This window comes from Caballeronia sp. AZ7_KS35, from assembly GCF_023631045.1.
Lineage (GTDB): Bacteria > Pseudomonadota > Gammaproteobacteria > Burkholderiales > Burkholderiaceae > Caballeronia > Caballeronia zhejiangensis.
This window is the reverse complement of sequence record NZ_JALQDV010000010.1, coordinates 158,407-172,471: the sequence shown is the minus strand read 5'-3', so window position 1 is coordinate 172,471 and position 14,065 is coordinate 158,407. Positions and strand designations below refer to the sequence as shown.

Annotated in this window: 12 protein-coding genes and 2 pseudogenes; 7 read left to right on the top strand and 7 right to left on the bottom strand. The window is 57.7% G+C overall.

Going from position 1 to position 14,065, the window contains the following annotated elements; translation table 11 throughout:
- The 3 genes from NCT05_RS12775 to NCT05_RS12765 all read left to right on the top strand — a co-directional run.
- The coding region (locus NCT05_RS12775; protein WP_250502399.1) for a transposase domain-containing protein at nt 1–136 on the top strand (136 nt) is incomplete at its 5' end.
- A 175-nt stretch (nt 137–311) separates the two neighbouring features.
- Nucleotides 312–596: a transposase gene (locus NCT05_RS12770; RefSeq protein ID WP_250502393.1), complete on the top strand. Its 285-nt coding sequence runs from the start codon at nt 312–314 to the stop codon at nt 594–596.
- On the top strand, nt 550–1,128 hold the full coding sequence (locus NCT05_RS12765) for an IS5 family transposase (protein ID WP_250502392.1): 579 nt from the start codon (nt 550–552) through the stop codon (nt 1,126–1,128). Before NCT05_RS12770 ends, NCT05_RS12765 begins: the two co-directional genes overlap by 47 nt.
- A 472-nt stretch (nt 1,129–1,600) precedes the next feature.
- On the opposite strand, the pseudogene NCT05_RS12760 reads toward NCT05_RS12765, so the two are convergent.
- The 6 genes and pseudogenes from NCT05_RS12760 to NCT05_RS12735 all read right to left on the bottom strand — a co-directional run.
- Nucleotides 1,601–2,503 (bottom strand): annotated as a pseudogene (locus tag NCT05_RS12760) (IS3 family transposase); the annotation flags it as partial.
- Between the two features lie 24 nt (nt 2,504–2,527).
- Complete coding sequence (locus NCT05_RS12755) at nt 2,528–3,883, bottom strand: IS110 family RNA-guided transposase (RefSeq protein ID WP_250502391.1); 1,356 nt, start codon at nt 3,881–3,883, stop codon at nt 2,528–2,530.
- A 223-nt stretch (nt 3,884–4,106) separates the two neighbouring features.
- Nucleotides 4,107–4,379 (bottom strand): annotated as a pseudogene (locus NCT05_RS12750) (transposase); the annotation flags it as partial.
- A gap of 90 nt (nt 4,380–4,469) precedes the next feature.
- Entirely contained in the window at nt 4,470–5,138 is a 669-nt protein-coding gene (locus tag NCT05_RS12745) for a hypothetical protein (protein ID WP_250502390.1), read from the bottom strand.
- Between the two features lie 728 nt (nt 5,139–5,866).
- Complete coding sequence (locus NCT05_RS12740) at nt 5,867–6,115, bottom strand: amidase family protein (RefSeq protein WP_502801788.1); 249 nt, start codon at nt 6,113–6,115, stop codon at nt 5,867–5,869.
- 286 nt (nt 6,116–6,401) lie between these two features.
- Nucleotides 6,402–6,680: a hypothetical protein gene (locus NCT05_RS12735; protein WP_250502389.1), complete on the bottom strand. Its 279-nt coding sequence runs from the start codon at nt 6,678–6,680 to the stop codon at nt 6,402–6,404.
- A 719-nt stretch (nt 6,681–7,399) separates the two neighbouring features.
- Here NCT05_RS12735 and NCT05_RS12730 point away from each other — a divergent pair.
- Together NCT05_RS12730 and ltrA are read left to right on the top strand one after the other, a co-directional pair.
- On the top strand, nt 7,400–7,846 hold the full coding sequence (locus NCT05_RS12730; protein ID WP_250502388.1) for a hypothetical protein: 447 nt from the start codon (nt 7,400–7,402) through the stop codon (nt 7,844–7,846).
- A 701-nt stretch (nt 7,847–8,547) separates the two neighbouring features.
- Complete coding sequence (gene ltrA, locus NCT05_RS12725) at nt 8,548–9,675, top strand: group II intron reverse transcriptase/maturase (protein WP_250502387.1); 1,128 nt, start codon at nt 8,548–8,550, stop codon at nt 9,673–9,675.
- An 87-nt stretch (nt 9,676–9,762) separates the two neighbouring features.
- On the opposite strand, the gene NCT05_RS12720 is transcribed toward ltrA, so the two are convergent.
- Nucleotides 9,763–10,941 carry a hypothetical protein gene (locus NCT05_RS12720; protein ID WP_250502386.1) on the bottom strand — a complete coding sequence of 393 codons (1,179 nt, stop codon included), beginning with the start codon at nt 10,939–10,941 and terminating at the stop codon, nt 9,763–9,765.
- Between the two features lie 768 nt (nt 10,942–11,709).
- Between NCT05_RS12720 and NCT05_RS12715 the strand changes: the two genes are divergently transcribed.
- Both NCT05_RS12715 and NCT05_RS12710 read left to right on the top strand, forming a co-directional pair.
- On the top strand, nt 11,710–12,531 hold the full coding sequence (locus tag NCT05_RS12715) for an SDR family NAD(P)-dependent oxidoreductase (RefSeq protein WP_250502385.1): 822 nt from the start codon (nt 11,710–11,712) through the stop codon (nt 12,529–12,531).
- A 148-nt stretch (nt 12,532–12,679) separates the two neighbouring features.
- On the top strand, nt 12,680–14,065 hold the full coding sequence (locus NCT05_RS12710; protein WP_250502384.1) for an LTA synthase family protein: 1,386 nt from the start codon (nt 12,680–12,682) through the stop codon (nt 14,063–14,065).

The following is a 14,065-nucleotide window of genomic DNA, read 5'->3' as shown; positions in this document are numbered from 1 at the left end:
TTGCGGCGTCGAGCCGTACGACTACCTGCTGCATGTGCTCACGGAGCTGCCGCAGCGTGCGCCGGATGCGGATTTGACTGATCTGCTGCCGTTCAATTATGCGCGGCAACAGCAGGACAAGGCGGAGACCGGCTGACTCACAGGCCGCGCGCCGGTCATCGTGACTGCGCGCTTCCATCGCCCTGATGCAGATTCACGAGTGAATATCAACCGCCGCGGTGCGGCTACGCTTCGCTCGATCGTCACTTGCAAACAATTCTCGATACGGTGTGCTAAAGCTCGCGCTTACATCTGAACAACTGGAGCCAAGGATGGGCGCGCCGATTGTTGAGGACGAACTGTGGGCACTGATCGAGCCATTGCTGCCGATGCCAAAACCACGGCGCAAGAAGTATCCGGCACGGTTGCCGGTTGCGAACAGGGCTGCGCTGAACGGCATCCTGTTCGTGCTCAAGACCGGTATTCGCTGGCGCGACCTGTCGACAAAATTAGGATTTGGCTTGGCTCAATCTGCTGGAGACGGTTGCGCGACTGGCAGAAGGCGGGTGTGTGGAAGCGATTGCACGAACTACTGCTGGCGAAGTTACGCGAGGTAGGCGAACTGGACTTCTTGCGAGCAGCCGTCGACTCTTCATCTGTGCGAGCCGTTGGGGCGGGCGAAAAACTGGACCGAACCCCACGGATCGCGCGCGACCAGGTTCCAAGCACTACATTTTGGTAGACGCCACCGGCGTTCCGGTCAGCGCGATCCTGACAGGCGCGAATCGCAACGACGTCACCCAATTGCTGCCACTCGTTGACGCCATTCCACCGATACGCGGCATACGTGGCCGACCTCTTCAGAAGCCCAAAGTCATCTACGCAGACCGTGGCTATGACTCCGAGACGCATCGCCAGAAGCTTCGCAAGCGCGGCATCAACCCGGTGATTGCCAAGCGCCGGACCGAGCACGGAAGTGGTCTGGGCAAATTCCGATGGGTTGTCGAACGTACTCATGCGTGGTTTCAAAGCTTCCGTCGTCTTCGTATTCGCTTCCAACATCGCGCCGACATTCACGAAGCGTTTCTCAAACTCGGTTGCTCCCTTGTCTGCTGGAACATCGTCAGACGGACGGAGCAGCCTTTTTGAATCCATCTCTAAGCGCCCAGCAGCCACGGCTTGCGTCCGTGGTACGAATGTGGGGGAAGTACCCAATTTGAAGTGTGGACGAGCCGAGCCTAAAGGGTCCGAACGCTTAACGAACGCGACAAGGTATTGGTGTTAGGACATTGGCGACACGCCATAGGGCCGACTCATACTCGTCTGCATCGGAGTGGCAACACGGCGTCCCGGAAGATCTTCGAGCGTCGCATGTCAATCTGGTTGTACACAAAAGCCCAAATGTCAATAATTTATAGACGAACAGCAGAGGCGTAACAGCGCGCTTGGTCGACTTTGATAAAAAGGGGACGGGGGTATCAAGCGTTCGTATTCGGTCAGTGGGTGACGCGAAGAGTAGCCTCTAGCCCGACTCGTTCTCAAGCAGAGGAACGGAATCAAGCAGGAACTGGATGAGTCGCACGCAGGGTGAGGTCGGTCGGAATCGGTGGAGGCCAACGCGTTAAGCAACGGTACGACCCAGATAGAACCGCTGCGTAAATGCAGCAGGCGACAGGTAGTTCAGACGTGCCTGCGTGCGCTGCCGGTTGTAGAACATTTCGATGTACTCGCCGATCGCGAGCCTGGCCTGCTCGCGCGTTGCGAAGCGCTGATGATAGATCAGTTCGTTCTTGAGTGAACCCCAGAATGATTCGATCGGCGCGTTATCGTAGCAATTCCCGCGGCGACTCATCGACGCGCGCATGCCGAACTGCCTGAGCAGCTTTTGGTATGCCTGTGCGCAATATTGCGAGCCGCGGTCGGTGTGCTGAATCAGGCCCGGCTTCGGGCGCCGGATCGAGACGGCGCGAAACAGCGCCTGCATGACCAGATTTTTCGTCATGCGCTCGCTCATCGCGTAGCCGACGATTTCGCCGCTGTACAGATCCTTCAGGCCAGCGAGATACAACCAGCCCTCGTCGGTCGCGATGTACGTGATGTCGGCGCACCAGGCCTGATCGGGCGCTGCAACCGAGAAGTCCTGGTCCAGCAAGTTCGGCGCGACCGGCAAATCATGCTTCGAATTGGTGGTTGCCTTGAACTTGCGCTTCTGCCTGCACCGCAGGCCCAGTTTCCTGCGCAACCGTTTTATCCGGTGTACGCTCACACAAACACCGTGCTGTTCAAGATGCTTCTGCAGGCGCTCGGGACCGAAGCTCTCGCGCGTGCGCTGATGAGCAGCGAGAACCTCTGTTTCCAGTCGTGGTTCCTGCTGTGCCCGTTTCGAGGGCGTGCGTTTGCGCCATGCGTAATAACCGCTGACCGAAACACCCAGCAACCGGCACATCGGTGGCACCGGATAATCCTGTCGCATCTTTTCAATCACGCCGTACTTCACCGCGACTCCCTCGCAAAGTACGTCGCGAACTTCCTGAGAAACTCCTTCCCGTCAGGCGGATTTCGCCTGCAGTACAAAGCCCAGCGATTCGGCCCGTCGGGTGAGATTGTTCAGGACACGCTGCCGGTAGCGTTCCTCATAATATTCGGCGCCCGGATCGACGTACTCCATCCCGTAACGCAATGTGTTGTAGAACAGCACCGCGACCTTGCGAGCCGTAGCAGTGACGGCCTTTGCCTTGCCGATACGCGCCGACAGGCGTCGGTAGAAACCGCCCAGTGCCGTGTCCGTCTTGCCGATCGTGACGGCCGCGAGGCGCAGCGCAGCAGCGGCCTTGCTGGACGAACGACGGGTTTTGGAGGACAGCACTTTGCCACCGGAAATCTTGTTGCCCGGCGCCAGACACAGCCACGATGTGAAGTGCTTCACCGTCGGCCAGCGCGACATGTCTGTGCCGCATTCAGCGACTAGCTTCAGGGCAAGGTAAGGTCCGAATCCGTGGATCTGTGTGAGGTCGACACCGAGCACGCTGTAGAGCTCCGCACGTACGTCGAACGAGAAGTCATTTGACTGCCTGCTCCGACGACGCGCGGCAGGCAACGGAGTGCTCACCGGAGTCGCATTGGCGTGTAGTTGCCGGAGTACGAGTTCGATACGTTCGTCGCACTGCGCCACCTGCGTTTGATAAAAATCATAGAGTGCAAGCGCCTGGGTCAGCTCGAACACATGTTCGTCCTGGTAATTACCGACCAGCGCATCGCGAATCGTTTCGCTCGACGCCTTGCAGCGGACGTCGCGATGTCGGGCCAGTTCTTCCGGATTGCGTTCGCCGGCAACGATCGAGCGGATAATCTTCATACCGGTAGCGCCGGTGACGTCCTGCACGACATGATGCAGTTGCAGGTTCATCTGCATCAGCGCCTTCTGCATGTGCTGGATATGTGCTGCGGCATACTCGAGTAGTCGTTCGCGTTGACGCAGATAGGCGCGTAACGTCGCGATATCATGCCGGGGACGGAAGCTGGCCCGCAGCAGGCCGTACGCGTGTAACTTCTGCAGCCACTGCGCGTCGCTGACATCGGTCTTGCGGCCGGGCACATTTCTCACATCCCGTGCATTGACCAGCACCACCTCGAAGCCGTACGCTTCAAGCACTTCGAAAGCGGGAATCCAGTAAACACTGGTCGATTCCATCGCGATCTTTGTGATCCCTATCTGCTTGAGCCACTGCGCGAGCTGGTGAAGCTCCTGCGTAAAGCTGCCAAATGACCGGACCGGTTTCGCATCTCGTTCCGGTCCAACTGCGACCACGTGAAACTTGGCGCCGATGTCGATGGCCGCAGCATAGGGATGCACTACTGTAACCGATGCGCCGCTGGTGGCGCCCTGAGACTTCATCGTCTTCATGTCTACCTCCGCCTGGGGATGGTCAGAGAGCGGGACAGCGGAGTAGATCACCTTCCTGAACGGGATCGCCTGACGGCGTCACCAATGCTGGGTCCGCATCAGTCCCTGGACCATGTTTTTTAACGGGATGAATCACCAATAATTCGACGGCCGCTCTCCCTGATGCGCATCAGTGTAGCGCTGCCCGGAGTTTCTGCCCTTCGGGCAGGGGCGCGCCCCTTCACATGTTTTTTAACAGATCGCGCTCCATCTTCACTTCCGCCAGTTCTCGCTGTACGCGCGCCAGCTCGGCCTCCAGTTCGGTCAGCGGCTTCTGGTCCCTGCCGACCTTCTGCAGTTTGCCTGCCCTGGCTGAACGCACCCAGTTCGCCAGTGTCTTGAGCGGAACCGAGAGCCGGCGTGCCGCTTCCGAAACACCGACACCTTCAGTCAATGCCAGCTTGACCGCCTCCTCACGAAACTCTCTTGTGTAGACCGCTTTGGGAATTCGATTCATTCATGCCTCCGTTTCATGATTTTACGAAACGTTGGCTTCCACTTTTTTCAGCCGACCTCAGGGATCAGCGGGCGGATCAAGGTTGCTCGATCAATTACCGATCATCTTCTTCGCCCTTCGTTCCCGACCGATGATGCTGAGACGGAGCCGGTATCCGCTTTTCTCCATAGCAAGCGCTGCCGTTACCAACGCCCGCGTTAGAAAGCCACGCCTGCGGCTGGACCGGGTTATAGTGTCCGCATAAGGCGTCTCGCCATATTTCACAGGTTGCACAGGCCTCGTTGGTTCTTTTTCCGGATTCGGTGCGCTGGTTTCGGAATCAGGGACGAGCGATGCGAGAGTCGCGACGGTGTCACGCTGCGAGGGTGTTCCGGTCACGAGATTGTGCGGGGATCCTTCGATGGGCTGAAGCGTTTGCGGGGCGCGCGCAGCCGACGAAACGTCTGATGTGCATCCGAACTGCCTCTGGTCCTCGTCGAAAACGCCTGTCTCGGAGAAGAGGGGCCCGGGCTCAATCGAAGAAGAACTTGGCTCAGCTTCTGATCGTATGGCCCGCGGCATGACACTGGTGCCTGCCGTGACAGAGGTCGCAGTGGGCGCTATCTGACTGGTCGGAACGCTGTTGCGCAGCGCGTCCTCGGCGAGGCGCTTTAGTAGTGACGCTCGTTGCCTTGGATTCGGAATGGCAGACACGGCGCGAAACAAGTCTGGCGTGACAAACTCGTTGATAGTGATCTTTATTTGCAATGAAGCCGTCATGTGGTCATTCCATCGTTGGGTTTCTTGTCTTGCATCGAAGTCGCCTTGCCCGACGCAGCGAAAAAAACGCTCGAGTTGAAAAAGCAGGGATTCGCCGTAGCATCGCTCTGTGTGACTCACGACGCTAAAGGCCGATGTTGCGCTTCGAGGAGGAACATGGCGCCTATGAGCACGAGCAAGGAATATTCATTACGCTAGTGACTTCTAGTGCTGGACAGTTCCATCGTTAATCATTCGCGAAGTGGAGCTTCGGTGCGAGTTCGTTCCGTGCGGTCAAGGCGGCTCCTCTGTTTCCCGTGGCTGCTAGGCTGTTCAGGCCCGACTGATCAGGTCCACTGTACCCGGGTACAGGCGCATGCGAGCAAGCGAAAGCTCTCGAAAAGGGGTAGCTTTTGAGTTTCGTCCCTTCTTGCTGACTCAACGCGATCGCGCAATCTTCGCTTGTGCCCGAAGCAGGACGTTACAAGCGAAACATGGTCGTGGAGAGTCGACCACGTCGCGTTATCAGCTCGGCAACCCTGCCGACTTTACTCGCAGCCGTCGAAGAGCCGGTGCCAAGCGTTCAAGAATGCGGCCTGAATTGCTCTGAGCAACGCACTCCTCAAAGCGGTTTAGGGTGGCAAGCCGCGGCGTGAGATGCGTTCCGGCTGCGCAATTGGCGTCGGGGGCAGCAACAATCAAAGCAGCCTGTAGGCGATCGCTCGCCTTGTTAGTCTGAGCCTATGTGGCTAGATGGTTTGCAATGGAAATCCGACGACATTGACGCGACTCGGCTTCAGGCCCTCGCTTACAAGCGGTATCGCGCCGAGCCCGATCAGTTGGTCGACGAGCGTCGCGGATACCTCGGGCGTGTACGCGAACGCGGGACAGCCCGCGGTCGTTTCAATGCTCACGAGATCGATGTTGTCCTTGATTGCGAACGGTATGCCGTAGAGCGGCAGACTGTCCGGATCGTGGCCTTCCAGTCGATCGATCAAAGGCGCGATCTCTTCTTCGGTTAGCAGATGAACTACGGGCGGTGACTTCGTTAGCTTTGTACGGCGACGGCGGTGGTCTAAAGTGCCGCCTCGAATCGTCAGTGAGCCCTCGCTTGGGCACGCTTCGACAGCCTTTGCTGAACCGAATCTCATGACCGACGAACTAACAAACGCCAGCTTCGCGGATGCACTCGATCGCATGCGCACGGTGCCTTGCGACTCCCGACGGTGCATCGCGTAGGTTCGCTCGTCCATTCCATGCCGCATCAACGTTGCGGTTCAGGCTTCAGCCCGCTGCGCCGATTCCGAGCCAGTCGTCATCGTCGCCCCGATGAAAGACATCGACATCGTTAAGCCCAACCAAGTCCCACCCGACCACCGCATGTAGGACATCGCGGGCAAATTCTTCGATGATCACATGCCACTCTGGCGAGGCTAGTAAGCAATCTTCCGGGTTTAGCTTGCCGCGGGCTCTGCGAAGAGTAGCGACAGTCAGAGCGAGAGCGCGAGCTTCGACGAGCAACGCGTCTCGCGAGATTTGGCTGGGCAATTGATTGTCTTTCATGGCCATTATTACGGCGCAAACGTTAAAAACTTGAGTCACTTGTCGATCGCGACAACCTTTGTACGACTGTCAGCGCGGATCCGCCTCAGTGCGACAAAATATAGTGGTATGATACATTATCATTATGATAAGTATGATAAGATCGCATAAATTTGGTGAAGATCGTAAAAGCCGGTTCGCGTAAATAGTAGCTGACGTATTGCCGTGGCGTAAGACGGTGTATTCGCCGCACACGATCTGTTTAGAACATTGTTTTGCGAAAGGCGTCGCTGCATTGAGCTCTCGGTTTGCTGTTCACACTTTACTTACCGTCAGCCCATTACCATAATGACGCACCGATCACTTATCCCTACGGGGCGCTGGAAGGTTCAAGCTGAATTGGTGAATGGAAAATCGGCCATTCGCGTATGCGGTCATGCATTGTCTGAAACATTGCCATCGCTACCGGCACATGATTTTTCGCTTACGCCAGACCAAGCTAACGAACTTATTTTTAGCCTGAATCAGGCGTTGCTAGATCTGCAACGCAGGGAAAGTCGGGACTAAGTTGTTACCAAGTGGCAGAAGTCGCGATCGAGCACTAAGTGCGCCTGTTCGAAATCTTCTATGCGCTGCTGGCGCCGCTGCGAAGTCGAAAGAGTCGACGAAGATCCTAGACTCATAGTTCGCCTCGCTCTCGATCATCGTTTACGTTTTCGTGCGCGCTTTCATGCGGTACCTTGGACACTGTCGTCAGCGCAGAGTACCGCAACAAGTTGTCCGCAGCCGTACTACAAGTAACCGAAAGATGCATCGCACCAGAAATAAAAATGAAAATAATGCGGGTCGTCAGGGTAGGTCTATGCGCTTTAATGGCGATAGCCGTCACACGATTTTGTACTCAGGACTCGGAGTCGGCTCAAGCAGAGATCGACCGACAGACCGTCAACTGCTTAACAAGCGAACTCACGAGTGAAGAAAAGTATCGCATGGCGCAGCTCGCCGATGAACATAACATGGAAGCGACGCGATCTGTCTATGACGAAGTGTTTTCCAGATGCATTGTTAGACTCGACCAAGTTGACCGCCAAGAAACCTTGATAAGAACTGCGCAGCAAGCCCTGAATCATGACCCTGAATTCCAGCGGATGTTGAGGGTACGCGGCTTGGCTCAAAAACACATGTAGGACCGGTTGGGATCGGCTGACTCGCGACTGAATGAAAGCGAGGTTTCCTGCGAATCGCACCGGCTTTTTTGGAGTGCCGTCTTGTCGGTCAAGCGGTCGCGACGTAGTTCGCTTGGTAAGGGCTGTCGTATTTTCAGGCTCTTTTGAAAATGAAGTGGGGTGTGCCAAGAACGCGAGCATCAATTGACCGATGTTTGCGGTGCTTTACCAAAGATGAAGGAAGGCCCTTCGGAGTCGGCTTGCAGGAGCAGGCTCCAAACCGCCACAAGCTGCGTGGGTAAAGAGCCCTCGTGGTGAGCGTTGTCGGAAAAGGCAGGGATTACTCTGTCAGGTAAGAGTCAAAGAGACGAACGTGAGTGAACCGCTGATGACGTGTCGATAATTTCACGAACCGATGTCAAAACCGGAGAGCCCACTTGCTCCGGGACAAGATTGGGCGATGCCTGCTGACGGCCCAATCGGCATCCGGCATAAAGGCGGCGTGACTTTGATTCGGGCTTTGGAAAGGAACTTGGGAACCTGTCGTCCTGATGCGAAGGGAGAAATCCAAGCGGAAGGCCTCCGCAAGGATGAGAGTACCGATGCAGGGCACAGGGGCGGAGACGCCCATAGTAGGGTTGAAGGTTCTGTAATGGGACTGGACCGAAGGGGCGTCATCGTCTGGCGTTATCTCGTCGGCAACTTGAAAGAGGAGGACCGGGGTGAATAACGCAAAGCCGTTTTGTATTTCCAAGCGAGAGGTATGGGAGGCGTATAGGCAAGTGAAGGCCAACCGCGGGGCGGCGGGTGTGGACCGGCAGTCGATGGCGGAATTCGAGGCGGATCTGAAGCACAATCTGTATCGAATCTGGAATCGGATGTCGTCTGGCAGCTACCTTCCGCCGCCGGTCTTGCGGGTTGACATACCAAAGGACGGGGGTGCGGGTACGAGACCGTTGGGAATACCGACTATTTCAGATCGCATCGCCCAGACGGTGGTCAAACGATATCTGGAACCGCTTGCGGAGCCGGTGTTCCACAACGATTCGTACGGGTATCGTCCTGGACGGTCGGCGCATCAGGCGCTCGAAGTGGCCCGGCAGCGATGCTGGAACCATGACTGGGTGCTGGACCTCGACATCAAGAATTTCTTCGGTAGTATTGATTGGGAACTCATGATGCGAGCGGTGCGCTGCCATACGACCTGTGCGTGGGTGCTGCTATATATCGAGCGCTGGCTCAAGGCACCCGTGCACATGCCGGACGGGACCGTAGTGACGCCGGATAAGGGCACCCCGCAAGGTGGTGTCGTTAGTCCGGTGCTGGCCAATCTGTTTCTTCACTATGCGTTCGACCGGTGGATGCAAAAGTCCTACCCGGACATGCCGTTCGAGCGATACGCCGATGACGCCATTTGTCACTGCAAGAGCGAAGCGCAGGCTCGGCGGCTGAAGCAGGACCTGGAGGCGCGGCTTGCGGAGTGCAAGCTGGAGTTGCATCCAGAAAAGACAAAAATCGTGTACTGCAAGCAGGCCAACAGGCGTGCCGACTATCCGATCTGTCAGTTCGACTTCCTGGGCTATACGTTCAGACCGCGAAGTGTCATGAACCGGATGGGTAAGCTGTCCGTAGGCTTCACTCCGGCCGTAAGCAACAAGGCCGCCCGAGCGATGCGTCAGGAGATGCGCCGCAAGGGGCTGTTGCGTCGATACGATCTGGATCTGAATGACCTGGCGGACCAAACCCCTCCGATCCTGCGAGGTTGCCATAGCGCCCGGCAGCGGCGGATCAAGGCAAGCCAATGTTGGTTCAAAGCGTGCGTAGTGAGCGCGGCAACGTGGCATATTTAAAGAAACACAACTTCTGCGCAGGCGCGCACTGTCATGCGCAGTTCGGGCTTGCGTCCCCCTGGCTTCGAAAGTGTAGGCGTCAGTGCATTACATCAGCGGCTCGTAGACGGTGACGGCGAAGCTCCAAAGGCAGGAGTTCCAGCCGTTCCAGTCCTTGAAGAGGTCCGCTTCGTCCAGCTCGACGCCGTACTTCTTCCTGAACTTGCTTTTCTCGTACGCGTCGAGCATCGACGCCCGCCTTTCCGGCGATACATTGAAGCGATACGCCGCCTTCTGCACTGGAATATCGATCAGGCCGAGCCGTTCCACCAGATCGGATCGCACCTTGTCCCGACCGATGCGCGGATCCTTCACGTTCTTCCATTTATTCGGCATGGCCACAGTGAGGTCGAGCATGTCGTGGGTCAGGAACGGGAAGAACACATCCTGGAAGACGTTCGCCATTCGGTGGATGCTTTCCCCGCGAGTATTGAAGAAGCTACGGTCATAAACCCATCTGTCGTAAGGAACGGAATAGGTTTCCTGAGCGCCGGACAACAGCACATACTCGCTGGGGTTGTGATCGCCCCAAAAGTCCAGTTGATAGGTGTAGGGGTTCCATCCTTCGCACGGCATGTCCAGCCTTCCGATGTTATAGACATCGGGCTTGCTGTCGTCCACGAGGGAGATGTGGGTCCAGTCGTTCGCGGCCATGATCTTGCGGAAAGAATCGACCTCGAACCTACACCAGCAATGGAACAGCACGTTGTCGAACGGCATCTTGCCCTGACGTCGCAGGCGCGCCATGGTTCCCGAAATGATTCGGCTATCCGATCCCGACGAATGCGCCATCAGATATCGCTTCGAGGGATTCATGCGCAGGAGCACTTTCTCGAGCGTATTTTCCAGTTCTTCCAGATAACTTTCGTACGAGCCGGAATACGTGGGAATACGTGTTGGCAGTACGTCAGCGCAATATTCTTCCGGCGCCGCTCTCCAGATTTCCTTGAACGGTGTTTCGGTCGTATTTTTGAAGGTTTTGTCCAAAAAACGCTCGTCGAACGTCAGGGTCTTCTGCGCCTTGGCCAACGCATGAAAGCTATCCGAGAAAACTTCATTCCGATCCTTGAAGACACATCGATTGAAAAACGTGTCCGTGTTCAATTTGGAGCGATAAGGACTTTTCATAAAGAACCGGGGTCGAAAGCGCTCTGCGCGATGCGGATGTGACGGAAAGGAAGGGCGGCAATCGAGGCGAGTCACGCACCATGCGATAACCTCGGCCAATCGAATTCCGCTGGCGGGCCAAAACATACTGGCGAACCGATCGGAAGTCAAACGGCCCGCCGAGGAGACGACGGCCGTCGCGCTGGACGAGCGATAACCTTGCAGAAGCGCTCAGATTTCCTCGCTGATAGCCGTTAAACTCATGCTTGAGCACTGGAGAAGTCCTGTGCTCATCGGTTCGCGAACGTTTGCGCGAAGTGCGCACGCGGGTCAGAGTCTTATTGAAGGAGTTTTATTCCGTGCTCCACCGCGTTGCATTTCCGGCTGAAGCATCGCGCGCCCGCACAACAATGCAATCTCTGCGGACGCATGCTACTTGACATCACCGGATCAATTATCAGAGCGCTCAGGGCCAATACGGCCATGTCGAAATCGGTAAAACATTCGCTTTTTTTTTGATGAAATGTGTTGCCAAGGTACAACTTTTAAGGAGGCGTTGCAAAATGTATGGCGTCGAGGAATTCACTCGCGGTATGATTGCGCCCGCTCACTAAAAGCTTGCAACTCTTTTTCAGTGCACCCGTTTGCCAGTCAATAGTTGTGTCGCGCTGAACTGAATGTTTTCCAAGTGGATCGGAGAGCTTAAGAGGATCGGCGCGTCAAGTGTGGTTCTCGCGACTTTATACCTTGATTGGCGCAAATCCACGTCAGAACTGACATTCGCGGTATCAGCAGATGCTCTGGCCTCGCATGTTTTTAGCGGTGGTCTGCGGGATATTCCGCGGGCCTGTCGCTGCAAAAAAAAGCGAATAACTCCGTGCTGAGATCATGGCAAAACAGGATGGTTTGAAAGCGAGGGGGCAGGCGAGCACGAATGAGCCGCGCGTAGTTGTTATCACGGGCGGCAGTGCGGGACTCGGTCGGGCGCTAGCCTTGAGCTATTGCGCCCCCGGCATCACGCTGGGACTGATCGGAAGGAACGCTGAACGTCTCGAAGCCGTCGCCGCGGAATGTCGCACGCGCGGCGCCGAAGTCGTGGCTGGCTGCATGGACGTCCGCGACGCCGCCGCGCTTCAAGCGTGGATCTTCGATTTCGACGCGCGACACCCGATCGACTTGCTAATCGCGAATGCCGGCGTCGCCAGCACGCTGCGCTCATCGGACGACTGGGAAGGCGCGAGCCGTACCGCCGAAGTCGTCGATATCAATCTCTATGGCGCTTTGCACGCGGTGCTTCCCGCCATCGAATGCATGCGTACCCGGCGGCGCGGCCGGATCGCGGTCGTCAGTTCGCTCGCCGGATTGAGAGGCATGGCAATCTCGCCCGCGTATTGCGTCAGCAAGGCCGCGCTCGTCGCGTACTGCGATTCCGTGCGTCCGGTGCTCGCGCGCCACCATATCGGCATGTCGATCGTGATGCCGGGCTTCGTGCGAACCGCGATGAGCGACGTTTTTCCCGGCAGCAAACCCTTCATGTGGAGCGCCGAAAAGGCCGCTTCTTATATCAAGAAGCGCCTGAACCGGCGCCGTGTGGAAATCGCTTTTCCCTTCAGTCTGACGCTCGGCCTCAAGTTATTGCGCCTGTTGCCCGCCGCCCTGGCCGACGCGATCCTCGGTCTCCTGTTTCAAGTCCCTCGTCGGAATATGTGAAGTGTCTCCCAGTTTGACATTCGCGGCCGTCCTGGTCGCATGCTCCTTTGCCGTTGAAGCGATCGCCGTGACGCGATCGCCGCTTCGTCGACCGCCCGTTGCGCTGGTACTGCATCTAGCCGTGCTCGCTGGCCTGACGGCGGGCTGTATGGCGCTGACCGGGCGGCCGCTGTTTTCCGCGGGCTTCGTGCTCGTGCTGATCGGCGTGCTCGCGGTCGTCGGCAACGCCAAGTATGCTTCGCTGCGCGAGCCGCTCGTCTTCAGCGACGTGAGCCTGTTCAGCCAGGTCTTCTCGCATCCGCGTCTGTATCTGCCGTTCCTCGGATTCGGCAAGCTCGCCGCCGTGCTGGTCTGCCTCGCGGCGGCGGCGGGCGCATTCCTGGCCGAAGCGCCCGTGGCGGCCAGGCAGCGATGCATCGAAGGCATCGTCGCGTTGCTTTGTCTGCCGATGTGCGTCGCGCTGTCGCGGCGTTTGCCGTTTTCGCTGCAGCCGTTTTCGGATCAGCGCCGATTCGGCTTCTTCGCCGCGTTCGTCGGCTATCTGGTCAATGGCCTGAGCGGTGCGCAACGGCGCGCGTTTGCACGCGCCCTCAGCGCGAGCCCGTTTGCGGGCAGTTGTCCGGACGTCCATCCGGACGTCATCGTCATCCAGAGCGAATCTTATTTCGATGCCCGCCGGCTCGGCTCATGCGTCTCGAATGCGCCGTACGGGCATTTCGATCGCGCGCGACGCGAGTCGTTCGAGCAAGGCAAGCTCGATGTGCCCGCATGGGGCGCGAATACGATGCGCAGCGAATTCGCGATGCTCACCGGCCTCGCGTCCGCCGCACTCGGTTACTCGCGTTTCTATCCGTATATGTTCGTGCGCGGGGCGTGCGCATCGCTGGCGGGATACTTCAGCCGGGGCGGATATCGCACGGTGGCCGTGCATCCGTATCACGCGAATTTTTTCGGTCGTCACCGCGCATTCGCGCACATGCATTTCGAGCGCTTTCTGGATATCGCGCATTTCGATAACGCGCCGCGCGTCGGGCCCTACGTCGGCGATGCCGCCGTGGCCGACGAGCTCATCGCGCTGTTGCGGGCCAGCGACGGCAAGCCGCTGTTCGCTCTCGCGATCACGATGGAGAATCACGGCCCCTTGCATCTGGAAACGGTTGCGCAGGGGGAGGCCGCATCGCGGCACACGCTGGGCGACGACGCGCGCTGGCGCGATCTGACCGCGTACCTTCGTCACGTGGAAAACGCCGACGCGATGATCGGCACGTTGACGAGCTGTCTGCGCGACCGTGACCGCCCGGCGATCCTGTGCTTTTACGGCGATCACGTACCCGCGATGTCTTCCGTGTTCGATGCGCTCGGAATAGAACCGACTCACACCGATTACTTTATTTGGCGCAACTTCGGAAGCGACATCGGCACGTACCGGGAGGTCGGCGTCGAGACGCTCGGTTCCGCGATCCAGCGCGCGATGACACAGGCGAATCGTGACCGCACCGATTCGCGCAACGAGTTGCAGCACATGCCGGCATGA

Excerpts from the sequence above, each read along its gene's own strand:
- NCT05_RS12770 (WP_250502393.1), top strand. The coding sequence starts at position 312 with ATGGGCGCGCCGATTGTTGAGGACGAACTGTGGGCACTGATCGAGCCA.
- NCT05_RS12755 (WP_250502391.1), bottom strand. The coding sequence starts at position 3,883 with ATGAAGACGATGAAGTCTCAGGGCGCCACCAGCGGCGCATCGGTTACA.
- NCT05_RS12745 (WP_250502390.1), bottom strand. The coding sequence starts at position 5,138 with ATGACGGCTTCATTGCAAATAAAGATCACTATCAACGAGTTTGTCACG.
- NCT05_RS12735 (WP_250502389.1), bottom strand. The coding sequence starts at position 6,680 with ATGAAAGACAATCAATTGCCCAGCCAAATCTCGCGAGACGCGTTGCTC.
- NCT05_RS12715 (WP_250502385.1), top strand. The coding sequence starts at position 11,710 with ATGGCAAAACAGGATGGTTTGAAAGCGAGGGGGCAGGCGAGCACGAAT.
- NCT05_RS12710 (WP_250502384.1), top strand. The coding sequence starts at position 12,680 with ATGGCGCTGACCGGGCGGCCGCTGTTTTCCGCGGGCTTCGTGCTCGTG.